The sequence below is a fragment of the Streptomyces sp. NPDC093149 genome, from assembly GCF_044754145.1.
Classification (GTDB): domain Bacteria; phylum Actinomycetota; class Actinomycetes; order Streptomycetales; family Streptomycetaceae; genus Streptomyces.
Map to the genome: position 1 here is coordinate 276305 of NZ_JBIVON010000001.1, position 22835 is coordinate 299139.

At 72.0% G+C, this 22835-nt stretch carries 20 protein-coding genes; 14 read left to right on the forward strand and 6 right to left on the reverse strand.

Annotated elements, in window-relative coordinates; translation table 11 throughout:
• The first annotated feature begins 124 nt into the window (after window positions 1-124).
• A complete protein-coding gene (locus ACIQCZ_RS01390) occupies window positions 125-1066 on the forward strand; it encodes a MarR family transcriptional regulator (RefSeq protein ID WP_402278605.1) in 942 nt (313 codons plus the stop codon).
• Between the two features lie 145 nt (window positions 1067-1211).
• Here ACIQCZ_RS01390 and ACIQCZ_RS01395 read toward each other — a convergent pair whose 3' ends face one another.
• Together ACIQCZ_RS01395 and ACIQCZ_RS01400 are read right to left on the reverse strand one after the other, a co-directional pair.
• Window positions 1212-1397 (reverse strand): DUF397 domain-containing protein, encoded by a 186-nt coding sequence (locus tag ACIQCZ_RS01395; RefSeq protein ID WP_376214395.1) that lies wholly within the window; start codon window positions 1395-1397, stop codon window positions 1212-1214.
• On the reverse strand, window positions 1394-2281 hold the full coding sequence (locus ACIQCZ_RS01400; protein WP_402278607.1) for a Scr1 family TA system antitoxin-like transcriptional regulator: 888 nt from the start codon (window positions 2279-2281) through the stop codon (window positions 1394-1396). The genes ACIQCZ_RS01395 and ACIQCZ_RS01400 overlap by 4 nt, the downstream gene beginning before the upstream one ends.
• A gap of 164 nt (window positions 2282-2445) precedes the next feature.
• Between ACIQCZ_RS01400 and ACIQCZ_RS01405 the strand changes: the two genes are divergently transcribed.
• Window positions 2446-2904 carry an ATP-binding protein gene (locus ACIQCZ_RS01405; protein WP_402278609.1) on the forward strand — a complete coding sequence of 153 codons (459 nt, stop codon included), beginning with the start codon at window positions 2446-2448 and terminating at the stop codon, window positions 2902-2904.
• 129 nt (window positions 2905-3033) lie between these two features.
• On the opposite strand, the gene ACIQCZ_RS01410 is transcribed toward ACIQCZ_RS01405, so the two are convergent.
• Complete coding sequence (locus tag ACIQCZ_RS01410; RefSeq protein WP_402278611.1) at window positions 3034-3963, reverse strand: LysR family transcriptional regulator; 930 nt, start codon at window positions 3961-3963, stop codon at window positions 3034-3036.
• A 151-nt stretch (window positions 3964-4114) separates the two neighbouring features.
• Between ACIQCZ_RS01410 and ACIQCZ_RS01415 the strand changes: the two genes are divergently transcribed.
• Entirely contained in the window at window positions 4115-5095 is a 981-nt protein-coding gene (locus ACIQCZ_RS01415) for an EamA family transporter (RefSeq protein WP_402278613.1), read from the forward strand.
• A gap of 127 nt (window positions 5096-5222) precedes the next feature.
• On the opposite strand, the gene ACIQCZ_RS01420 is transcribed toward ACIQCZ_RS01415, so the two are convergent.
• The gene (locus ACIQCZ_RS01420) at window positions 5223-5753 is read right to left on the reverse strand and encodes a GNAT family N-acetyltransferase (RefSeq protein ID WP_402278615.1); all 531 of its coding nucleotides are present in this window, start codon (window positions 5751-5753) and stop codon (window positions 5223-5225) included.
• 84 nt (window positions 5754-5837) lie between these two features.
• Here ACIQCZ_RS01420 and ACIQCZ_RS01425 point away from each other — a divergent pair, with 84 nt between their 5' ends.
• From ACIQCZ_RS01425 to ACIQCZ_RS01465, 9 genes are all read left to right on the forward strand, one after another.
• A complete protein-coding gene (locus ACIQCZ_RS01425) occupies window positions 5838-6290 on the forward strand; it encodes a hypothetical protein (RefSeq protein ID WP_402278617.1) in 453 nt (150 codons plus the stop codon).
• A 164-nt stretch (window positions 6291-6454) separates the two neighbouring features.
• The gene (locus ACIQCZ_RS01430; protein ID WP_402278619.1) at window positions 6455-7249 is read left to right on the forward strand and encodes a TIGR03084 family metal-binding protein; all 795 of its coding nucleotides are present in this window, start codon (window positions 6455-6457) and stop codon (window positions 7247-7249) included.
• Window positions 7246-8973, forward strand: coding sequence for an acyclic terpene utilization AtuA family protein (locus ACIQCZ_RS01435; protein WP_402278621.1), 1728 nt, complete (start codon window positions 7246-7248; stop codon window positions 8971-8973). The genes ACIQCZ_RS01430 and ACIQCZ_RS01435 overlap by 4 nt, the downstream gene beginning before the upstream one ends.
• On the forward strand, window positions 8970-10568 hold the full coding sequence (locus ACIQCZ_RS01440; protein WP_402278623.1) for an acyl-CoA carboxylase subunit beta: 1599 nt from the start codon (window positions 8970-8972) through the stop codon (window positions 10566-10568). The genes ACIQCZ_RS01435 and ACIQCZ_RS01440 overlap by 4 nt, the downstream gene beginning before the upstream one ends.
• Window positions 10569-10846: 278 nt before the next feature.
• On the forward strand, window positions 10847-12877 hold the full coding sequence (locus ACIQCZ_RS01445; protein WP_402280163.1) for a biotin carboxylase N-terminal domain-containing protein: 2031 nt from the start codon (window positions 10847-10849) through the stop codon (window positions 12875-12877).
• Window positions 12874-14034 carry an acyl-CoA dehydrogenase family protein gene (locus ACIQCZ_RS01450; RefSeq protein WP_402278625.1) on the forward strand — a complete coding sequence of 387 codons (1161 nt, stop codon included), beginning with the start codon at window positions 12874-12876 and terminating at the stop codon, window positions 14032-14034. The genes ACIQCZ_RS01445 and ACIQCZ_RS01450 overlap by 4 nt, the downstream gene beginning before the upstream one ends.
• A 104-nt stretch (window positions 14035-14138) precedes the next feature.
• A complete protein-coding gene (locus tag ACIQCZ_RS01455) occupies window positions 14139-15743 on the forward strand; it encodes an AMP-binding protein (protein ID WP_402278627.1) in 1605 nt (534 codons plus the stop codon).
• 73 nt (window positions 15744-15816) lie between these two features.
• Window positions 15817-16563, forward strand: coding sequence for an enoyl-CoA hydratase family protein (locus tag ACIQCZ_RS01460; protein WP_402278629.1), 747 nt, complete (start codon window positions 15817-15819; stop codon window positions 16561-16563).
• Window positions 16551-17153, forward strand: coding sequence for a TetR/AcrR family transcriptional regulator (locus ACIQCZ_RS01465; protein WP_376214430.1), 603 nt, complete (start codon window positions 16551-16553; stop codon window positions 17151-17153). Before ACIQCZ_RS01460 ends, ACIQCZ_RS01465 begins: the two co-directional genes overlap by 13 nt.
• Window positions 17154-17228: 75 nt before the next feature.
• Here the strand turns inward: ACIQCZ_RS01465 and ACIQCZ_RS01470 are convergent, their stop codons facing one another.
• Entirely contained in the window at window positions 17229-18338 is a 1110-nt protein-coding gene (locus tag ACIQCZ_RS01470; protein ID WP_376277929.1) for a citrate synthase 2, read from the reverse strand.
• Window positions 18339-18557: 219 nt separating this feature from the next.
• Here ACIQCZ_RS01470 and pdxH point away from each other — a divergent pair, with 219 nt between their 5' ends.
• Window positions 18558-19184 carry a pyridoxamine 5'-phosphate oxidase gene (pdxH, locus tag ACIQCZ_RS01475; RefSeq protein WP_402280165.1) on the forward strand — a complete coding sequence of 209 codons (627 nt, stop codon included), beginning with the start codon at window positions 18558-18560 and terminating at the stop codon, window positions 19182-19184.
• 304 nt (window positions 19185-19488) lie between these two features.
• On the opposite strand, the gene iscB is transcribed toward pdxH, so the two are convergent.
• On the reverse strand, window positions 19489-21105 hold the full coding sequence (iscB, locus tag ACIQCZ_RS01480) for an RNA-guided endonuclease IscB (protein WP_402278631.1): 1617 nt from the start codon (window positions 21103-21105) through the stop codon (window positions 19489-19491).
• Between the two features lie 333 nt (window positions 21106-21438).
• Between iscB and ACIQCZ_RS01485 the strand changes: the two genes are divergently transcribed.
• Window positions 21439-22794, forward strand: coding sequence for a PAS domain-containing protein (locus ACIQCZ_RS01485; protein ID WP_402278633.1), 1356 nt, complete (start codon window positions 21439-21441; stop codon window positions 22792-22794).
• Window positions 22795-22835: the final 41 nt, after the last annotated feature.

A 22835-nucleotide genomic window follows, 5' to 3' on the forward strand; every position in this document is an offset into this window, starting at 1 on the left:
TAATCGTGACCAACTTGCGGCGCGGAGTCGCGGCTGCTTACGGTGCCCAACGTAACGACCCCGACGCGGTGTTCTCAGCACCGGCCGGGGCCTAACCCCAAGATCGAAGGTAAGAGGCGATCCCGTGGCTGTTCCAGACCTTAGCCCTGCCCCGCGCGTGTCCGCATCCTCGCGCTCCCATCCGAAGGCCAAGCCCGGTTACGGAAAGCGATCCGTGCCGGATCAACGCCCGCCCCGCGAGGGTGATTTCGCGCTACTGCCCGAGCGTGAGCGGCACATCGCCGGTTACGTGGACGCGCTGCCCGAGGGTGCGGCGATGGACATCAAGTCGCTGGCCCGGAGCCAGCCGTTGTACGGGCAGATGGCCGTCGGCAGCGCGTTGCGAGCCCTGGGCGTGGCCGGTCATCTGCGGCATGTCCGGTGCCTGAGCGGTGAGGGCGGCCAGGTCCGCTGGGTAACCCGCACCTTCTGGTCCCGCATCGCCCATGACAACGAGTGGTGGGACGCCTTCCTGGCCGCCGAGGAGCGCCGCTCCGCGCCGCAGGAGGCCGCCGCGCCACCGCCCCCGTGGGTCCATGCCGTCCCCGCCGCGTCCGAAGCGCCCGCATCCGTACCGGCGCAGCCGCCCATCGCGGCAGTGCCGCAGCAGCGCACCGCAGAGCCCGAGCCGCAGCCGCGGCCGGAGCCGACCGTGGACCGGCCCTCTCCCGCTTTCCTCGCCCTGGCCCGTCTCGGCCGTACCGACTCCCGCCTGGCCCTCTCGGCAGCGGACTGTGCGGCACTGGAGCAGGCGGCTGCCGAGTGGTTCGTGCGCGGTGTGGACGCCGACTACCTGACGCACGCCCTCACCGCCGGGCTTCCCGCGTCTGTCGACTCGCCCTTCGGGTTCGTCCGCCGCCGTCTCCACGACAAGATCCCGCCCCGCCTGCCCGCCGCAGCCCCGGTCGTGCCGGGAACTCCCGTACGCCGTCTGATCGTCGAGTGCACCGAGTGCGGCGTCCCGGGGAGGCCCGAAGCGTTCCGCGACGGCCTGTGCAGGCCCTGCCGCCAACTCGACCCGGCCTGACCGGCCCGACCGGCCGGGCCGCGCGAACTGCTCGCGAACTTCGGACCAAAGGAGCCTGTGCACGTGCCCCAGCACGTCGTGGACGCCGCCCACCCGGTGAACGGCAGCGCCCCGCGCCGGACGGGTCCGGCGCGGGGCGTGAGGGTCAGCCCTGGACGACGTAGGAGACGAAGTCGTCCCACGCGGCGGGGGAGAGGGCGAGTTCGGGGCTCAGCTGGTCCTTGGAGTCGCGGACGTGGATCGCCTGCGTCCCCTTCGCCACCTCGATGCAGGCGTCACCCTGCGAGCCGCTGTAGCTGCTCTTGAACCAGGCCAGTTCGGACGTGCTCATAGCGCTCCTCGCAATCGCTTCAGCAGGCCCAGGGAGTCCTCTGGGGTCAAAGCCTGCGAGCGCAGTTTCGCATACCGCTGCTGGAGGAGATTGATCTCTTTCGCGTGGGCGATCAGCCGCCCGTTCTGCTGTCCCTCCGAGTAGGCGAACCACCGGTTCTCGGGCGTCTCGGCCAGCATGATCGGCCCGTCCATGCCTGCGTGCGACGGCTGCCGCAGCGGCATCACCTGAAACTCCACGCTCCAGTTCCGCTCGATCAACTCCAGTAGCCGGTCGAACTGTTCCCGCGTCACCGCCTCCCCGCCCGTCCACCGCTCCAGCACCGCCTGCTCCACGATGAAGCTGAATGCCGTCGGCGGCTTCCGTGTCACCGCCAGCAGCTCCTGTCGTGCCAGTCGCGCCGCGATCCGCTGTTCCAGCTCCACCGGGTCGGGGAGTGGTGGCACGTTCAGCGACACCGCGCGCGCGTACGCCTCCGTCTGCAACAGGCCCGGCACGACCCGGCATTCGTACGTGTACAGGCTGATCGCCGTCGTCTCCACCCGCGCCCACTGCCGGAACCAACTCGCCAGTCCCGCCTGCCGTGTCAGATGTGGCGCCGCCTTCCGTAGCGCGCCGGTGTTTCCGAGCGCCGCCTCCGCTCGCTCCACGAAGTCGTGGTCCGGCATCCGGCGGCCCTGCTCGATCGAGGCGACGGTGTGCTTGGAGAAGCGCACCAGGTCGCCGAACTCCTCACGTGAGAAGCCCGCGTGCTCCCGCAAGGCCTGGACGAACGCGCCGAACGTGCGCAGACTGTCCGACAGCCCCGGCTCGGCGCCGGCTCCCGCGCCCGTGCCTCCTGCCGCTGTTCCCGCAGCGCCGTCGTCCGTGTTCTCGTAGGCCACAGTCGGCCACCTTTCGCGCGCACCCGCCCCGCCGTACCGCTTCTGACTCGGCTCCATCGTCACGCCGGGTGATGCGTACTGTCCACTGATTGTGTGCGTACGCTGACTCAGCGTACGCATGTCGGTCCTGGTGAACACCCTTGCGCGCCCTGTGTATTGGGCGCATGAATCCACCGTCCACCCCCGAGACCGGTCGAGCGCCCGTCACCGTAGGTGTGTTCGTCCAGCGCTTCAGCTCGACCCCGCGCGGCGCACGCCTCGCTCGCCGGCTCGTGCTGCACCAGCTCGACGCCTGGGGCGTGCCGCACGGCAGCGGGGCGTCCGACACCGCCGCCGTGCTGGTCGCAGAGCTCGCCGCCAACGCCGTCACGCACGGCCGCGTCCCCGGCCGGGACTTCGAGGTCACCGCCAAGCTTCTTGGCCGGACCCTGCGTATCGAGGTCTCCGACACCCGGGGCGAGCTCCGGCCCCCCGCCCCGGGCGCGCCACGCCCCGCGATGCCGCCGCTGGCGGAGACCGGCCGGGGCATGCTCCTGGTGGAGGCGCTCGCCGATCGGTGGGACGTCCTCGACCGCGTGCCCGTCGGCAAGACGGTGGCGGCCGAGCTGGACCTGCCGCGCTGACGGCCCCGGATGCCGCACCGGCGGCCCCGCCGTCGCGCTGACGGGCACCTTGACGTCCGGTGGTCGAGGGGCGAGCCGGGACGGGCGGGGGCGCTCACCCCCGGCCATCCGGCCCCGTGCGGGAGTTCCTCAGCTGTCGGTGGTGTCCTGACCCACGATCTCGCGGGCGAGCGCGGCGAGCTTCGGCAGTGCGGGGTGGCCGGGGGCGTCGCGTCGGGCGAGCAGGACCGGGACGGTCGGGGCGTCGGCGAGCGGGCGGTAGGCGACCCCGGGGTGCGGATGCATGCCCGCGGTGGACGAGGCGGAGACCCCGGCGCCGCGCCCCGCCGCGATGGCGGTCAGCCAGTCGTCGGTGTTGGCGACGGTGAGGGTCGCGGCGGGCCTGGAGTCCGGCGGCCACAGATCGACGGTGGTGGTGCCGGAGACGGTGTTGAGGACGACGGTGCCGCCCGCCAGATCGGCGAGAGTGAGCGTGGCGCGGGCGGCGAGCGGCCCGTCCGCGGCGACCGCCGCCACCCGGTCCTCCTCGAACAGCACCTCGGTGACGAGCCCCGGCGCCTCTACGGGGCCCCGCAGCAACGCCGCATCGACTTCGCCGCGGGTGAGCCCGGCGGTGCGGTCGTCGATCCGCAGCAGTTCGAGCGGGGTCTGCGGATACCGCTCCTGCCAGCGCCGGAGCAGGGGTGTGGTGTACGGGCCGAACGCGGACCAGGCGTGCCCGAGCCGCAGCGGCCAGTGGCGCAGTCTGCCGGGGTCGAGCGCCTCGTCGAACGCGGCGACCGCGGCGGCGGCCTTGTCCCGGAAGGCGACGCCTTCGGGGGTGAGGACGAGGTGGTGGGTGGACCGGTCGACGAGCCGGATGCCGAGGTGCTGCTCCAAGGCGGCGAGGGTGCGGGAGACCGCGGGCTGGGTGAGGCGGAGGCGGGCGGCTGCGCGGGTGACGTTGCCCTCGTCGGCGATCGCGAGGAAGGCGCGCAGATGGCGGACCTCGATACCGCGGCCGGAACTCCGGCCCGCAGGGTTCCCGGTACGGCCGTCACCGCTGCGTCCAAGGCTCATGCGTGTGAAGCATAACGGGAGCCCAACGGGCATTTCACGTGCCACGCGGAGGTACCTACCGTAAGGGGGAGGTACCGCACGACGAGGGTGCAGTATATTCAATCGGCTAGTGCATTGAAATGCACTGTCGGATTCGGGAGGAACACCGCAGGTGAACGACCAGCGCAGTGCAGCAGGGGCAGCGGCCACGGAGCAGGCCGCGGCCGTCGCCGTGCCGGAGGCGGTGTCCGCCCTGGGCGGCGGTGCGGCAGGTCCCGCACGCCCCGGGGGCCGGAGGGCGGCGCTCGCGCCGGTCGCGCTGGTGGTCGCCGGTGGGCTCTCCGTCCAGTTCGGCTCCGCGGTCGCGGTGCTGCTGATGCCCCGGGCCGGCGCGCTCGGGGTCGTCACCCTGCGCCTGGCCGTCGCCGCGCTGGTCATGATGGCCGTCTGCCGCCCGAAGGTGCGCGGCTACACGCGCGCCGACTGGGGCACGGTCCTCGCGTTCGGGCTGGCCATGGGCGGCATGAACACGCTCTTCTATCAGGCCGCCGACCGCATCCCGCTGGGCGCGGCCGTCACCCTGGAGGTGCTGGGTCCGCTCGCCCTCTCGGTGGTCGCCTCCCGCCGTCTGATCAACGTGGTGTGGGCGGGCCTCGCGCTGGGCGGCGTGGTGCTGCTGAGCGGCGGGGGCTTCGACCGGCTCGATCCGGGGGGCGCCGCGTACGCGCTGGGCGCGGGCGCCATGTGGGCGACGTACATCGTCTTCAGCGCCCGCACCGGCCGCCGCTTCCCCCAGGCGGACGGCCTGGCCCTGGCCCTGGTGGTCGCCGCGCTCCTCTCCCTGCCGCTCGGCGTCCTGGAGTCGGGCTCGAAACTGCTGGTCCCGTCCACGCTGGGGCTGGGCGCGGTGGTGGCACTGCTGAGCTCGGTCCTTCCGTACACCCTCGAACTCATGGCGCTGCGTCGCCTGCCCGCGCCCACCTTCGCGATCCTGATGAGCCTCGAACCGGCGATCGCGGCCACGGCCGGCTTCCTGATCCTCGACCAGGCCCTCTCCACGACGGACGCCCTGGCCATCGCCCTGGTCATCGGCGCGAGCATGGGGGCGGTGCGCAGTCAGGTGCGGAGCGGGAAGGGCCGCGACCGCGCTTGACGGCCCGCCCGCGCCCCGCCCGCACTCCGCGACCACCTGCCCCGGACGCCCGACGCGCCGGCCCGTGTCCACCGGGGCGGCGCGTGAGCGGCGGCCGTGCGGGGGATGGCTCCCCCGGCCGGACGGATCACCGGATCGCGGCGGGCTGCCCGACCGGCTCGACGGGGGCCAGATACGCGCGCATCCGGGCCGGACGCCCGTCGGCCGTGGTCCAGTCGTCGGTGCGGCTGCCGACGTGGCGCCACCCGGCACGCTCGTAGAGCGCGATGGCGGCCGCCCCGCCCTCCTCGGCCTCCAGGACGAGCCGCACACCCCGGGCTGCCGCCGCCGCCCTCACCGTGTCGAGCAACGCGCTCGCCACTCTGCGGCGACGTGCCTCGGAGCGTGCGAAGAGCCGGGCGACCGAAGCCAGTTCCGCCACGGGCAGACCGGCCTCCTTCGCCAGAACCTCCTCCGTACGCGTGAGCGCCACATGCCCCAGCACCGTCAGGCCGTCCATGGCCACCCAGGCGTCCAGCAGGCCATGAGGAGTCAGCCAGCTCCCCGGGTCGGCCGGCCACTCGGCCGGGTAGCGGTCCGCCTCGTGCACGGTCGCCAGCGCGTCGACGCACGCCTCGATGTCGCCGCCGCGGCGGCGACGGATCTCTGTCCCACCCATGATCCGATCCTCACACGTCGCCGTGGAGCGTCCGAACGAGAGAACCTAGGGTTGCTCCTGATCCGAGGGGAAGGGGCGGGGCACATGGCGACCTGGGGACTGGTCATGGAGACGACCGTGGGGATGGGGGAGCGCAAGCACACGGAGGCATACGTGCTGGCGCACCTGGAGGGCACACGCGAAGACGCCCTGGTGGAGCTGGAGCGCCGGGCCCGGAACCATACGCCGGAGCACCCCTGGAGCCCGAAGCGCCGTCGGCTCTTCCGGGAGGGCGGGGGCTTCCTTCTGGTGATCGACGGTGCCCGGCAGTCCTTCAGTACCCGGTTCACGGTGGCCGAGCTGCTGGACGACAGCGCCGCACCGCCCCCGCCCGCAGTCGAACCGGAGCCGGCGGAACCGGAGCCGGCGGCACCTGAGCCCGAGGTCGCGCCGCCTCCGCCTCCCTCGCCCCCGCCGTCACCGTCCGCGCCGGTGGAGCGATACGCGGACGGGGTGCCGGTCCGGCCGAGCTGGCTGGGCCGCACCGACGTGCAGTGACGTCCTGCCGGGACCGTTCGGTTCCGTGAGCGACCTCGGGGCGTACCGCGCGCGGGGCGAGCCACCTCGGTGGCGGGTCAGAAAATAATGCAAGCATGCTTGCTTGTTTATAGGTCCGCTGCCATGCTCCTGGGCACACCGCCTTGCCCCGAGGGGAGCGCACCGTGCCCGATGTCGCAGCCGTGCTCGACGATCTGCGCGAGGAGAGCCAGGAACTCGACGTACTCGTACGGGAGTTGAGCGCCGGGCAGTGGGCCGCGCCGACCCCCGCCCCCGGCTGGGACATCGCGCACCAGATCGCCCATCTCACCTGGACCGACGAGGTCGCCCTGCTGGCCGCGACCGATGCCGATGCCTTCGCCCGGGAGGCCGCCAGGGCGATGGAGGCCCCGGAGACCTTTGTCGACCGGGGGGCCGAGGAACTGGCCGTGCTGGATCCGGCGGCGCTGCTCGCACGGTGGCGGCGCGGGCGGGAGAGGCTCGAGGCTGCGCTGCGGGACGCGCCGGCCGGGGCCCGTATCCCCTGGTACGGGCCGCCGATGAGCGTCGCCTCCATGGCGACCGCCCGGATCATGGAGACCTGGGCGCACGGTCAGGACGTCGCCGACGCCCTCGGGGTCACCAGGACCCCCACCGCCCGGCTGCGGCACGTCGCCCGGATCGGGGTGCGGGCCAGGGACTACGCCTACCTGGTACGGGGCATCGAGGCGCCCCGGGAGGAGTTCCGGGTCGAACTCGAGGCGCCCGACGGCGAGATGATCGCGTTCGGCGCCGAGGACGCATCGCAGCGCGTCGGCGGACCGCTGGTCGACTTCTGCCTCCTCGTCACCCGGCGCGCCCACCGCGACGACCTGGCCGTCCGGGCCACCGGGCCCGATGCCGACCGGTGGCTCGACATCGCCCAGGCGTTCGCCGGGCCGCCCGGCCCCGGCCGCTCGCCCCGGGGAGGCGGGAAGTGACCGGGCGGGTCCTGCGGATCGGCAACGCCTCCGGGTTCTACGGCGACCGCTTCGACGCCATGCGCGAGATGCTCACCGGCGGGCCCCTCGACGTCCTCACCGGCGACTACCTCGCCGAACTGACCATGCTCATCCTCGGCCGGAGCAGGCTCAAGGACCCCACGCGTGGATACGCCACCACCTTCCTGCGCCAGCTCGAAGAAGGACTCGGGCTCGCCCATGAGCGCGGCGTGCGGATCGTCGCCAACGCCGGAGGTCTCAACCCGGCCGGACTGGCCGACGCCGTGCGGGAGTTGGCGCGGAAGCTCGGCGTGCCCGTGCGCGTCGCCCATGTGGAGGGCGACAGCCTCCCCGTGCCGGAGGGGTTCCTCACCGCCAACGCCTACCTCGGCGGCGCCGGGATCGCCGCCTGTCTGACCGCGGGCGCCGATGTCGTCGTCACCGGGCGGGTCACCGACGCCGCCCTCGTCACCGGACCCGCCGCCGCCCACTTCGGCTGGGGCCCCGACGACCACGACGCGCTCGCCGGGGCCGTCGTCGCCGGACACGTACTGGAGTGCGGCACCCAGGCCACCGGGGGGAACTACTCGTTCTTCCGCGGCCACGAGCGGGACCACGACCTCCTCCGGCCCGGCTTCCCCGTCGCCGAGATCCACGCCGACGGCAGCTGTGTCATCACCAAGCACGACGGCACCGGCGGCATCGTCGACATCGGCACCGTCACCGCGCAACTGCTGTACGAGACCGGCGGAGCACGGTACGCCGGGCCGGACGTCACCGCCCGGCTCGACACCGTACGGCTGACCCAGGACGGCCCCGACCGGGTGCGGATGTCCGGCGTGCGCGGCGAGGCCCCGCCGCCCACCCTCAAGGCCGGCCTCAACCGGCTCGGAGGCTGGCGCAACGAGGTCGTCTTCGTCCTCACCGGGCTCGACATCGAGGCCAAGGCACGCCTCGTGAGGGACCAGTTCGAGGACGCGCTCGCCCGTTCCCGTACCGAACCGGACGAGGTGCGCTGGGAGCTGTCCCGCACCGACCGGGCCGACGCCGCCACCGAGGAGACCGCGAGCGCCCTGCTCCGGCTCGTCGTCCGCGACCGGGACGCGGAGGCCGTCGGGCGCGCCGTCTCCGGGACCGCGGTCGAGCTCGCCCTCGGCAGCTACCCCGGCTTCCATGTCACGGCCCCGCCCGGCAAGGGCGCCCCGTACGGCGTGTTCGAGGCCCGGTACGTACCGGCCGACGAGGTCGCACACATCGCCGTGCTCCCGGACGGGCGACGCGAGCACCAGGAACCTCCCGCACGGACACGTCCCCTTCGCGAAGTGGAACAGCCGCCGCTGCCCGCGCCGTTGCCCGCCGGACCCACCCGCACCGCCCCGCTCGGCCGGATCGCGGGCGCCCGCAGCGGGGACAAGGGCGGGGACGCCAACGTGGGGGTGTGGGCCGTGGACGACGAAGCCTGGCGGTGGCTGGCCCATGAACTGACCGTCGAGCGGTTCCAGGAGCTGCTGCCGGAGACCGCCCCCCTCACCGTCGTACGCCATGTCCTGCCGAACCTCCGCGCCCTCGACTTCGTCGTGCACGGGCTGCTCGGCGAGGGGGTCGCCGCCCGGCACCGGTTCGATCCGCAGGCCAAGGCGGTGGGGGAGTGGCTGCGCTCCCGGCACCTGCCCATCCCCGTGACGCTGCTGGAAGCCGTCCACGCACCGGAGGTGAACGCATGACCGTCCTGCCCACCGGGCTCGACACCGCGTCGGCCGAGTACGCCGCGAACCGCGCGGCCATGCTCGCGAAGCTCGACGAGCTGGCCGTCGAGCACACCACGGCGCTGGCGGGCGGCGGTGAGAAGTACGTCGCGCGGCACCGCGCGCGCGGCAAGCTCCTCGCCCGCGAGCGGATCGAGCTCCTGGTCGACGAGGACACCCCGTTCCTCGAACTGTCGCCGCTCGCCGCCTGGGGCAGCGACCATGCGGTCGGCGCCTCACTCGTCACCGGGATCGGAGTGGTGTCGGGCGTGGAGTGCCTGATCACCGCCAACGACCCGACCGTACGCGGCGGCGCCTCCAACCCCTGGACCCTGAAAAAGGCCCTGCGGGCGAACGAGATCGCCTTCGCCAACCGGCTGCCCTGCATCAGCCTCGTCGAGTCGGGAGGCGCCGACCTGCCGTCGCAGAAGGAGATCTTCATCCCGGGCGGGGCACTGTTCCGCGACCTCACCCGGCTGTCGGCGTCCGGCATCCCGACCGTGGCCGTCGTCTTCGGGAACTCGACCGCCGGCGGGGCGTACGTCCCCGGCATGTCCGACCACACGGTCATGATCAAGGAGCGGTCCAAGGTCTTCCTCGGCGGACCGCCGCTGGTGAAGATGGCGACCGGCGAGGAGAGCGACGACGAATCGCTCGGCGGCGCCGAGATGCACGCCCGCACCTCCGGCCTCGCCGACCACTTCGCCGTCGACGAGCAGGACGCGCTGCGCCAGGCACGCCGGATCGTCGCCCGGCTCAACTGGCGCAAGGCGCACCCCGATCCGGGCCCGGCCGAACCGCCGAAGTACGACGAGGACGAGCTGATCGGCATCGTGCCCGGCGACCTGAAGGTGCCCTTCGACCCGCGCGAGGTGATCGCGCGGCTCGTCGACGGCTCCGACTTCGACGCGTTCAAACCGCTCTACGGCACCAGCCTGGTGACCGGATGGGCCGCGCTGCACGGCTACCCCGTCGGCATCGTCGCCAACGCGCAAGGGGTGCTGTTCAGCGAGGAGTCGCAGAAGGCCGCCCAGTTCATCCAGCTCGCCAACCAGCGCGACATCCCGCTGCTCTTCCTGCACAACACCACCGGCTACATGGTCGGCAAGGAGTACGAACAGGGCGGCATCATCAAGCACGGCGCGATGATGATCAACGCGGTGTCGAACTCCAGGGTCCCGCATCTGTCGGTGCTGATGGGCGCCTCGTACGGGGCCGGGCACTACGGCATGTGCGGACGGGCGTACGACCCCCGTTTCCTCTTCGCCTGGCCGAGCAGCAAGTCCGCCGTCATGGGGCCGCAACAGCTCGCCGGGGTGCTGTCCATCGTCGCCCGCGCCTCCGCCGCCGCCAGGGGACGGCCCTACGACGAGGACGCGGACGCCGGGCTGCGCGCCATGGTCGAGCAGCAGATCGAGTCCGAGTCGCTGCCGATGTTCCTGTCCGGCCGGCTGTACGACGACGGGGTCATCGACCCGCGCGACACCAGGACCGTTCTCGGTATGTGCCTGTCCGCGATCCACACCGCCCCGGTCGAGGGCGTCCGCGGCGGCTTCGGGATCTTCCGGATGTGAGGCGGCCCCCTTGCGGCTGAACCGCCGCTCCCGCGGAGGTGGTTGCTCGCCGCGGGAGTTCCCCGATCGATGGTCGCGGTGTCCTGGTGCCCCTCCCGGCAGGCTCTGCCCCGTCGCGCCGCCCAGCACGCACGCTCGCGGCGTCGGCCGGAAGTCCTGGTAGCTCCGCTGCAAGGACTTCCGGCCGCCTTGCCATCGCACGCACTGGACGACATTTCTCACGGGGCAAACACTGCCGGTCACGGCACTAGTGGAAAGAGTTCTCCCTCATGTCAGCCATGATTCGAACGCTCCTGGTGGCCAACCGGGGCGAGATCGCCTGCCGGATCTTCCGTACCTGCCGTGCGCTGGGCATCGCCACCGTCGCCGTGTACTCCGACGCCGACGCCGGCGCGCTCCACGTGCGGGAGGCGGACTCCGCCGTACGGCTGCCGGGCGACGCCCCGTCCGACACCTATCTGCGCGGCGATCTCGTCGTCTCCGCCGCGCTCGCGGCAGGCGCCGACGCCGTCCACCCCGGATACGGATTCCTCTCGGAGAACGCCGGATTCGCCCAGGCCGTGCAGGACGCCGGACTCGTCTGGGTGGGGCCGCCGGCCAAGGCCATCGAGCTGATGGCGTCCAAGACCCGTGCCAAGGAGCTGATGGCGGCGGCCGGGGTGCCGCTGCTCGCTCCCGTCGACACGGCGAAGGCCACCGCCGACGATCTGCCGCTGCTGCTGAAGGCGGCGGCCGGCGGGGGCGGGCGCGGGATGCGGATCGTACGCGAACTGTCCTCTCTGCCGGGCGAGTCGACCGCGGCGTCCGCCGAGGCCGCCGCCGCGTTCGGGGACGGCGAGGTCTTCGCGGAGCCGTACGTGGAGCGGGGCCGGCACGTCGAGGTCCAGGTCGTGGCCGACGAGCACGACGGGGTCTGGGCGCTCGGCACCCGCGACTGCTCACTCCAGCGACGCCACCAGAAGGTCGTCGAGGAGGCCCCCGCACCCGGACTCGACGACGCGCTGCGGACCCGGCTGCACGACGCCGCCGTGGCCGCCGCCCGCGCGGTCGGCTACCGGGGCGCGGGCACCGTCGAGTTCCTGCTCACCGCCGACGGGCGCCCGTACTTCCTGGAGATGAACACCCGCCTCCAGGTCGAACACCCCGTCACCGAAGCGGTCTTCGGGATCGACCTGGTGGCCCTGCAACTGCGGGTCGCGGAGGGCGAACCGCTGCCCGCCGCCGCGCCCCCCGAACCGCGGGGGCACGCCGTCGAGGCCAGGCTCTACGCCGAGGACCCCACCCGCGACTGGCAGCCGCAGACCGGAGCACTGCTCACACTGGAGGTGCCGGACGAACCCGGAGTGCGCCTCGACACCGGATACACCGGCGGCGACACCATCGGCGTCCACTACGACCCGATGCTCGCCAAGGTCATCGCCCACGCCCCCACCCGCGCCGAGGCCGTGCGCCTCCTCGCCCGCGCCCTGGAACGCGCCCGCGTCCACGGCCCGGTCACCAACCGCGACCTGCTCGTAAGGTCCCTGCGCCACCCCGACTTCCGTGCCGCCCGCCTCGACACCGGCTTCTACGACCGCCACCTGGATGTCCTCACCCCGGCCCCGGACGGAACGGAGCTGCGCCTCGCCGCCCTGGCCGCCGCCCTCGCCGACGCCGCCGGCCGGCACCACGGCCCCGGTCCCAACCGCTTCGGAGCCTGGCGCAACATCCCCTCGCAGCCCCGGGTCAAGCGCTACCGCGCCGAACCCGACGGCACCGAGCTCCAGGCCGCGTACCGCACCACACGCACCGGCCCCGTCCCCGAAACCGGAGAACGGGTCGTCACCGCCCGCCCCGACCACGTCACCCTCGAAACCGGAGCCCTCACCCGCCACTTCGCCCTCACCGTCCACGGCGACACGACCTATGTGGACACCGCCACCGGCTCGTACACCCTCACCGCCCTGCCCCGCTTCACCGACCCCACCGACCGGACCGAACCCGGCTCCCTGCTCGCCCCCATGCCCGGCACCGTCGTCCGCGTCGCGGACGGACTCGCGGCCGGGGCGACGGTCGAAGCGGGAGCGCCCCTGATCTGGCTGGAGGCGATGAAGATGGAACACCGCATCCTCGCCCCCGCCTCCGGCACCCTCACCGCCCTGCACGCCACCCCCGGCCTCCAGGTGGAGGTCGGCACCCTGCTCGCCGTCGTCACCGAACCCGCGGACGCGGTCACCGAACCCACGGACGCGGTCACCGAACCCGCGGACGCCGTCACCGACGCCGCGGAGAGCGCCGCCGAACCCGCAGACCCTGAGGAGAACGCATGAGCACCGTCCTCGAAACCGAAGAGCACCAGGCCCTGCGCGCCGCCGTCGCCGCCCTCGGAAAGCGCTACGGGCGGGACTACATGACCTCCGTCGTGCGCGACGGGTCCCACCCGCGCGAGCTGTGGGCCGAAGCCGCCAAGCTCGGCTACCTCGGGGTGAACCTGCCCGAGGAGTACGGCGGCGGAGGCAGTGGAATGGCCGAACTCTCCATCGTCCTGGAGGAACTCGGCGCGGCCGGCAGCCCGCTGCTGATGATGGTCGTCTCCCCGGCGATCTGCGGCACCGTCATCGCCCGCTTCGGCACCGACACCCAGAAGCGGCAGTGGCTGCCCGGCCTCGCCGATGGCAGTCTCACCATGGCCTTCGGCATCACCGAACCCGACGCGGGCTCCAACTCCCATCGCATCACCACCACCGCCCGCAAGGACGGCGAGGACTGGCTGCTCACCGGGCGCAAGGTCTTCGTCTCCGGTGTCGACATCGCCGACGCCACCCTCGTCGTCGGCCGCACCGAGGACGCCGGGTCCGGCAGGCTCAAGCCCTGCCTCTTCATCGTCCCGCGTGACGCCCCCGGCTTCGGCCGCTCGCAGATCGACATGGAACTCCAGGCCCCGGAGAAGCAGTTCGAGCTCGTCCTCGACGACGTACGGCTGCCCGCCGACGCCCTCGTGGGCGATGAGGACGCCGGACTGCTCCAGCTCTTCGCCGGACTCAACCCCGAACGCATCATGACCGCCGCGTTCGGCATCGGCATGGGCCGCTACGCGCTCGCCCGCGCCGTCGAGTACGCGAAGACCCGCCAGGTGTGGAAGGAGCCCATCGGCTCCCACCAGGCCATCGCCCACCCTCTCGCCCAGGCCCACATCGAACTGGAACTGGCCCGGCTGATGATGCAGAAGGCCGCCCGGCTGTACGACGAGGGCGACGACATCGGCGCCGGAGAGGCCGCCAACATGGCGAAGTACGCGGCGGGCGAGGCCTGCGTCAAAGCCGTCGACCAGGCCGTGCACACCCTCGGCGGCAACGGACTCACCCGCGAGTACGGCCTCGCGTCCCTGATCACCGCGGCCCGCGTCGCCCGGATAGCGCCCGTCAGCCGGGAAATGATCCTGAACTACGTGTCCCACCAGTCCCTGGGTCTCCCCAAGTCGTACTGACACACGACAGTCTGTCTCCCCACAACGCGGCACGGGCCGCGGCCCCCGCCGCGCCCCGTCGCCTCCTCGCCGCTCCGGCCGCCGCTTCGAAGGGACCCCACGCCATGGTGCACGTGTTCCACAGCGACCACCCGTCCGTCCGGACGATCGACGAACCCATCCATGACGCGGTCCTCGGGAAGGCCACCGCCCACGGCGACACGGTCGCCCTGATCGACGGGACGGACGACAGCTCCACCCTCACCTACCGGCAGCTCGACTCCTTCCACCGGAAGATCGCCGCGGCCCTCGTCGAAGCCGGCGTGCGCAAGGGCGACGTGCTGGCCCTGCACAGCCCCAACACCATCGCCTACCCGGCGGTCTTCTTCGGGGCGACCCGGGCCGGCGCCACCGTCACCACCGTCCATCCACTGGCCACGGCCGAGGAGTTCGCCAAACAGCTCCGCGACTCCGCTGCCCGCTGGATCGTCACCGTCTCCCCACTCCTCGAAGCGGCCCACGCAGCCGCTGAACTCGTCGGCGGCATCGAGGAGATATTCGTCTGCGACCGGGCGCAGGGCCACACCTCCGTGCTCGACATGCTCGCCACCACCGCCCCCGAACCCCGTGTCGTCGTCGACCCGGCCGAGGACATCGCCGCCCTGCCCTACTCCTCCGGCACCACCGGAACCCCCAAGGGCGTCATGCTCACCCACCGCTCCATGGCCACCAACCTGGAGCAGCTGCGCCCCTTCATCCCCATGGGCCCCGGCGACCGCATCCTGGCCGTACTCCCCTTCTTCCACATCTATGGGCTGACCGCCCTGATGAACGCCCCGCTGCGGATGGGTGCCACCGTCGTCGTACTGCCGCGCTTCGACCTCGCGCAGTTCCTCGCCGCGATCGAGAAGCACCGGATCACCGGCCTGTACGTCGCCCCGCCGATCGTCCTCGCGCTGGCCAAGCACCCGTCCGTCGCCCAGTACGACCTCTCCTCGCTGGAGTACGTCGTCAGTGCCGCCGCCCCGCTCGACGCGGCACTCGCCGCCGCGTGCTCCAAGCGCCTGGGACTGCCGCCCGTGCGCCAGGCGTACGGCATGACGGAACTCTCGCCCGCCACCCACGTCGTCCCGCTCGCCGTCCGGAACCCGCCACCCGGCGCGGTGGGCAGGCTGCTGCCCGGCACCGAGATGCGGATCGCCTCGCTCGACCGCGCCGACGAGGACGCCCCGACCGGCACCGACGGCGAGATCCTGATCCGCGGACCGCAGGTGATGAAGGGCTACCTCGGCCGTCCCGAGGCCACCGCCGACATGATCGACGCCGACGGCTGGGTGCACACCGGCGACATCGGACGCGTCGACGCGGACGGCTGGCTGTTCGTCGTCGACCGGGTGAAGGAACTGATCAAGTACAAGGGCTACCAGGTCGCCCCCGCCGAACTGGAAGCGGTGCTGCTCGGCCACGAAGCGATCGCGGACGCCGCCGTCATCGGGGTGCACGACGCGGAGGGCAACGAGGTTCCCAAGGCGTGTCTGGTCCGCCGGCCCTCCGCGGCGGGCGACGGCCTCACGGCGGACGGCGTCATGGCGTACGTCGCCGAGCGCGTCGCCCCGTACAAGAAGATCCGGCAGGTCGAGTTCGTCGACGCGGTGCCGCGCGCGACCTCGGGGAAGATACTGCGCCGCGAACTGCGCGACAGCCAGAAGCCCCGTGGGACGGCCGGCTGAAGGCCGTCCGGGAAGACCGGCGGACGACGCGCCCACAGCCGCCCCGAAAGCCCCGCGAGAAGGAGACCCGCACATGACGCCGCTCGCCGGCCCCACGCACGACCGGGGCATCACCACTCTCACCCTCGACTCACCCGCCAACCGCAACGCCCTCTCCGCGCGCCTGGTCGGCGAGCTCGCCACCGCCCTGGACGCCTGCGCGGCCGACGACACCGTACGGGCCGTCGTCCTCACCCACACCGGCAACACGTTCTGCGCGGGCGCGGACCTGACCGGCCCGCCCGACCCGGCGGCCTTCGTCGCCCTGATGCGGCAGATCGTCGCACTGCCCAAGCCCGTCGTCGCCCGGGTCACCGGCCACGTACGGGCGGGCGGCCTCGGGCTGCTCGGCGCCTGCGACATCTCAGTGGCGGGCCCCGACGCCTCGTTCGCCCTCACCGAGTCCCGGCTCGGCCTCGCCCCCGCCGTCATCTCCCTGCCGCTGCTGCCCCGCATCGACCCGCGCGCCGCCGCCCGCTACTACCTCACCGGCGAACGCTTCGACGCGACCGAGGCGGCCCGGATCTCCCTGATCACGATCGCCGCCGGGTCCGCCGAGGACGTCGACCAGGCGCTCGCCCCCGTACTGGACGGACTGCGCAAGGCCTCACCACAGGGGCTGGCGGCATCGAAGGAGCTGGTCACAGCTACTGTGCGGATGAGTTTCGACCAGTACGCCGAAGACCTCATCGCCCGCTCGGCAGCACTCTTCGCCTCCGCCGAGGCACGGGAGGGGATGACGGCCTTCCTCGAACGACGGGACCCTCCATGGGTGTTGTGACGCCCTCCACCGACCGGACCCCCAAGCAGGACCGCAGCCGCGCCACGCGCCGACGGCTCCTCGAAGCCGCGGTGGCCTGCCTCGCCGAACACGGCTGGGCGGGCTCCACCGTCTCCGTCGTGGCCGAACGCGCGGGCGTCTCGCGCGGTGCCGCCCAGCATCACTTCCCGACCCGCGAGGACCTGTTCACCGCAGCCGTCGAATACGTCGCCGAAGAACGCTCCGCCGCCCTGCGCGCCCTGCCCGTCCAGGGCCGTACGGACGTCGTCGCCGCCCTCGTCGACCTCTACACGGGCCCGCTGTTCCGCGCCGCGCTCCAGCTCTGGGTCGCCGCCTCCAACGAGGAACAACTCCGCCCCCGCGTCACCGAGCTCGAAGCCCGTGTGGGCCGCGAGACCCACCGCATCGCCGTCGAACTCCTGGCCGCCGACGAGACGCGCCCCGGCGTGCGCGAATCCGTCCAGGGCCTCCTCGACATGGCCCGCGGCCTGGGCCTGGCCAACGTCCTCACCGACGACACCGCCCGGCGCCGGAAGGTCGTGGCACAGTGGGCCGCACTGCTGGACGAGGCATTGGGGCCCGTTCCCTGACCCCGGGCGGGCACGGCCGCATCCGCCCCGGCCCGCCCCACCGACACCGCGGCCGGGCGGCTCCGGGACCGGCGCTCAGTTCCCCAGATCCGCGAGCTGCTCGTACCCCTCGATCTCCCGGGGATCACGCGACCCCGGACCGACGTACCGCGCCGAAGGACGCACCAGCCGCCCCGTCCGCTTCTGCTCCAGAATGTGCGCCGACCATCCCGCCGTACGCGCACACGTGAACATCGACGTGAACATGTGCGCCGGAACCTCCGCGAAGTCCAGCATGATCGCCGCCCAGAACTCCACGTTCGTCGCCAGCACCCGGTCGGGACGGCGCGCGTGAAGCTCCTCCAGCGCCGCCTTCTCCAGGGCCTGCGCCACCTCGAAGCGCGGTGCCCCCAACTCCTTGGCGGTACGCCGCAGAACGCGCGCCCGAGGGTCCTCCGCCCGGTAGACCCGGTGCCCGAAGCCCATCAGCCGCTCGCCCTTGTCCAGGGCCTTCTTCACATACGCGGTGGCATCCCCGGTCCGCTCGATCTCCTCGATCATGCCGAGCACCCGGGACGGCGCACCACCGTGCAGCGGCCCCGACATCGCACCCACCGCACCCGAGAGCGCCGCCGCCACATCGGCACCGGTCGACGCGATGACGCGGGCGGTGAACGTGGAGGCGTTCATGCCGTGCTCGGCGGCCGATGTCCAGTACGCGTCGACGGCCTTGACGTGCTTGGGATCCGGCTCACCGCGCCAGCGGATCATGAACCGCTCGACCACGGACCCCGCCTTGTCGATCTCGCTCTGCGGAACCATCGGCAGCCCCTGTCCGCGCGCCGACTGGGCGACGTACGACAGCGCCATCACGGCGGCCCGCGCCAGATCGTCGCGCGCGGTCCGCTCGTCGATGTCGAGCAGTGGCTTCAGGCCCCACACGGGCGCGAGCATGGCCAGCGCGGACTGCACATCGACCCGGATGTCACCGGAGTGCACCGGGATCGGGAACGGCTCGGCGGGCGGCAGACCTGGGTTGAACGCCCCGTCGACCAGCAGCCCCCAGACGTTTCCGAACGACACATGGCCGACGAGATCCTCGATGTCGACACCGCGGTAACGGAGCGAGCCGCCTTCCTTGTCCGGTTCGGCGATCTCCGTCTCGAAGGCGATGACTCCCTCTAGTCCCGGTACGAAGTCGGACATGGCGGCTCCCTCGGTCGACGGCTCTGCGAAGGCCACAGTGGCCTGCCCAAGATATTGGCGGGTTCCCACGACGCGGGGAAGCGTGACATCCGGCACAGCTTCCCGATTCATCGGCGACGGATCGAGGCCCTCCTCACCGGGCGCACTCGGCCGCTGCGGCAGGATGGCCCCGTGCCCACCGCAGATTCACCTTCTGATTCCATCACCGATCCGGCCGCGATGCGCGAGCAGTACCGCTCCGAGGCCTTCACCGAGGACACGCTGGCCGCCGACCCGATGCGGCAGTTCGCCCACTGGTTCCGGCAGGTGGCCGTGGGCGGGTTGCTCCACGAGCCCAACGCCATGGTGGTCTCCACCGCCACCCCCGAGGGCCGGCCGTCCTCACGCACGGTGCTGCTGAAGAAGTACGACGAACGAGGCTTCGTCTTCTTCACCAACTACGAATCCCGCAAGGGCCGCGAACTGACCGCCAACCCGTACGTCTCGCTGCTCTTCCCCTGGCACCCGATGGCCCGCCAGGTCATCGTCACCGGCACGGCGGCCCGCGTCGGCAGGGACGAGACGGTCGCCTACTTCCGCACCCGCCCGCACGGCTCACAGCTGGGCGCCTGGGCGAGCGCCCAGTCGACGGTGATCGGCACCCGCGAGGAGCTGATCGCACGCTACGCGGAACTCGCCGCCCGCTACCCGGAGGGCGAACACGTCCCCGCGCCCCCGCAGTGGGGCGGTTTCCGTGTCGTCCCCGACACGATCGAGTTCTGGCAGGGGCACGAGAACCGGCTGCACGACCGGCTGAGGTACGTACGCGAGGGCGCGAGCTGGCGCGTCGAGCGCCTGTGCCCGTAAGAGCCTGTCGGGTGACCTGCGCTCGGTCGGAAGGTCGCCCGGCAGGCTCCGAGAGCTCCCGGGCACGCAGAAACCCGCAGGCTCTGGTCCCTCCTTGCGGAGGAGCCGGCCGGACTTACCGGCGAGCCTGCGGGTCGGTGACTGCTTGGGTTTCGGCAGACAGCCTGCCGAGGTGCACGATGTGCGACGACGGGCTGTCAGCCCGCAGCCACCTCACGAATCCGATAAGACTGCACTTTTCGGATCACCTCCTTTCCTGCGTGTGGCAGCAGCCTATGAACCCTCGGAGAATGGCTCAACCCATTTAATCGATGACTTCCTGCCGGTGGCTGTACGCGTATCCGTCGGCACGCTGCAGCAGCCACAGGTGCACGTGGGACACGGTGCAACGGCCCACAGGCGTGTTCAGACTGTGCTTTCCGGAGGCGCGGACGGAGACGCGCCCAGTCCATGCCCCTGCCCACTTGCCCCTGGGTACGGAGGCGTGGGCAAGGTCACCAGTCGCGAACCCGTGATGCCGCTTTTGGCGCGCGCGGATCAGCCGGGGGAATCCGTATCGGTCGGGGGTGGTGCGTGCATAGCTTCCACGCCCTGTTGCCGTGATGACCTGGACCTGCTGAGGTACGCGGACTGTCGCAGCGCCTGCCTCATGGTCGAGCTGCCCGACGCAGAGGGCGTCGAGCGTGTGTGTCTTGGGCAGGCCCATGGCGGTGCGGTTCCACTTCGTACGACTTCCCGACCAGGTCCGCACCGGTTTTCCGAGGGCCGCGAGGGCGTCTGTGAGTGACTGTCGGGTTGCGTTCACGACGGCGGCGTCGCGCAGTGGTGCCTTGATCTGTGCGCGGATGGCTGCGAGGCGAGCGGGGCGGTTGGCCAGGAATTCTTCGACGGGCATGGAGCCCTTGGCTTGGTTGCAGCCGATGCAGGCGAGGGTGAGGTTGGAGATGCGGCTGGAGCCGTCGCGGCTGCGGGGCTGGATGTGGTCGATGTTGAGGGGGACGCCGGAGGCTCCGCAGTAGGCGCATGCGCGTCCCCATTTGGCGAGCAGGTATGCGCGGATCTCGGTTCCCGCGAGGGTGCCGTTGCGGTACTCGGCGGCGGTGAGGTCGCGGCCTGCGCTCATGGCGTGGGTGTCGAAGGCGACCAGCTCGATGTGGATCTCGGTGACTGGTGCGTATCGGGAGAGACGGTGCGCGGTCGCCAGTGTGCTGTCGACCCGGTGCTGCACCGAGGGTGGCAGCCAGCCTTTCGGGCGCGTGCGGTTGTGTGACCTGCGGGCGCGGTAGCGGCAGTTCGCCGAGCGCCGTCGGTGGCGGTATCCGGCCCGTTGTCCCATGGCTCGGTGGATCTGCTCGCCCCGATGTCGTAGTTCGATCGACACGAGCCCGCGTCGTGAGGTCACAGGCAACCCGTTCGGGGTGGATTCCCGTTTTGTATCGGTGAGGGTGATCCCGGTCCCCCTGGAACCGGGATCGATGCGCAGTTGCACGCCGTCGACGGCGGAGTCGGCGTGTGCGCGGTCTCTGAGACGGATGGTGAAGGGGGTGTGCCGTGCGACGACGGCGCGGCCATTGGCGAGCAGTTCGCGTGCGCGGGCGGGGTGGCAGGGCATGAGCGGTTCTCCGCCCTTCGCGAGGACGAAGACTCTGCCCGCGCCTGTTCCACCGCTGTAGGTGTTGTTCGGTGGGGGGACGTCACCGTCCCCGGTCTCTGCCTTTTCGGCGTGACGCCGACGGAGCTGTGTGCTGCGTCCGCCGGTCTCCCCTCGCCCATGTTTCCTGCCGGTTCCCCGCCCGGGGGCGGGGTGTCCGCGAACCGTTTCGTCCCTGCTCCCAGGGGTGTCTGCCCTCGCGGATTCCAGTGCGGGCTGCTGAGGAAGCACAGCTCGGTGGGTCTGCTCGCCTGCGGGAAACGTAGTCATCAAGGGCACCTGCCTTTGATCGATGATCGTGATGACTGGGGCTGTTCACTCGGCTCGCTCCGTGAGAGCGGGCGGGAGCGAGTGATCTCCTTTCAACGTGTTGGTCAACGACGCTAGCTGTGCCTGTGTCGGAGCGGCCTGGCCGGCCGGTGTCACCGCACATATGCGTGATCTTTTGATGAAGATCGAATATGTGATCGTTCGCCGTGCTAAGCGGCCGGATTCCGCGCCGGATGGGAGTGGATTTCAGAGAAGTCGGTATGCGCTGGGTCACGTTCGAGTTCAATGGTCTGACGTGCGGAAATGCCGGATGCGTCCTGCGGGGGGTACGGGATGAGTGCGTCCACAAGCAGTGGAACGACCGGCGCGCTCGGGCCCGACGAGGGTCCGGGGGCCGGGCCCGGGGCCGAGCTGCTCGCGGCGCTGCTCGACGGGATGGACACCGCGCTCTGCGCGTTCGACGCGGACGGCACGATCACCCACTGGAACCGTGAGGCGGAGCGGATTCTCGGCTGGTCCGCACAGGAGGCCGTCGGCCGGCCCGGGTTCGCCGGGTGGGCGGTGCGGCGGGCGGACGCGGGGGAGGTCCAGGAGCGGCTGATGGCGGCCATGGACGGGGGCGGTCGCCGGGTCCACGAATTCGCGCTGCTGCGCAAGGACGGCGGCCGGGTGCTCGTACGGACGCAGTCGGCGGGGGTCCGGGGCGCGGACGGGAAGCCGGCCGGGGTGTACTGCGCGTTCGGCGAGGTGCATGCGCAGATCGATCTGGAGCGGTCGATCGCGCTGAGCGAGGCGCTGTTCGAGGACGCGTCGTGGGGGGTGGTGCTCGTGGACGCCGATCTGCGGCCCACGGTCGTCAACGCGCACGCGGCACGGGCGCTGGGCGGTGGCCGTACGACGCTGCTGGGGCGCCCGCTGGGGGAGCTGATCGCGCAGGGTTTCGAGGATCTGGAGGGCGCGCTGCAGCATGTGCTCGCGGAAGGCGCGCCCCCGGCGCCCGCCGAGTTGTGGGTGACGCTCCGGACGGCGGAGGGGGACCGGCGGCGGTGCTGGCGCAGCGGATTCCTGCGGTTGGCGTCGCCGCTCACGGAGGAGCCGGTTCCGTTGGGGGTGGGCTGGCTGTTCCAGGACGTGACGACGGAGAAGCTGGCGGCGCAGGAGGCGGACCGGGTGCGGTTCCGTTCCAACCAGTTGCACCGGGCCTCCCGGTCCGCGTCCGAGTGCGAGGACCCGATGGAGGCGGCGACGTCCCATCTGGACTACGCGCTCGCGGGTTTCGCCGACCACGCGCTGATCGATCTCGTGGCGGGGGAGCGGCTGGTGCGGGTGGCGGCGACCCCGTCCGGTGAGCCGGGGCCGTGCCTGCCGGTGGCCGGTGGCGGTGTTCCGCTGCGGTACGCGGCGGGCCATCCGGCCCTTCAGGCGGTGGACCGTACCGGTTCGGTGCGGTCCAGTGCGGGGGCGGGGCAGGAGGCCGGGGTGTGGGCGGCCGAACGGCAGTGGCCGGGCGATTCGGTGCACGCGCTGTGCGCGGTGCTGCGGAGCAGGGGGCGCACGCTGGGTGTGGTGACGTTTCTGCGCTCCGCCCATCGCACCGCTTTCGAGCGGCCGGACGCGGCGTACGCGGAGACGGTGGCGGCTCGGGTCGCGGGGGCGGTCGACCTGGCGCAGGTGAGGAAGCGGCCGTAGGCGACGCGGTCCGGCCAGGGGGGTGCCGGGCCCCGTCGTGG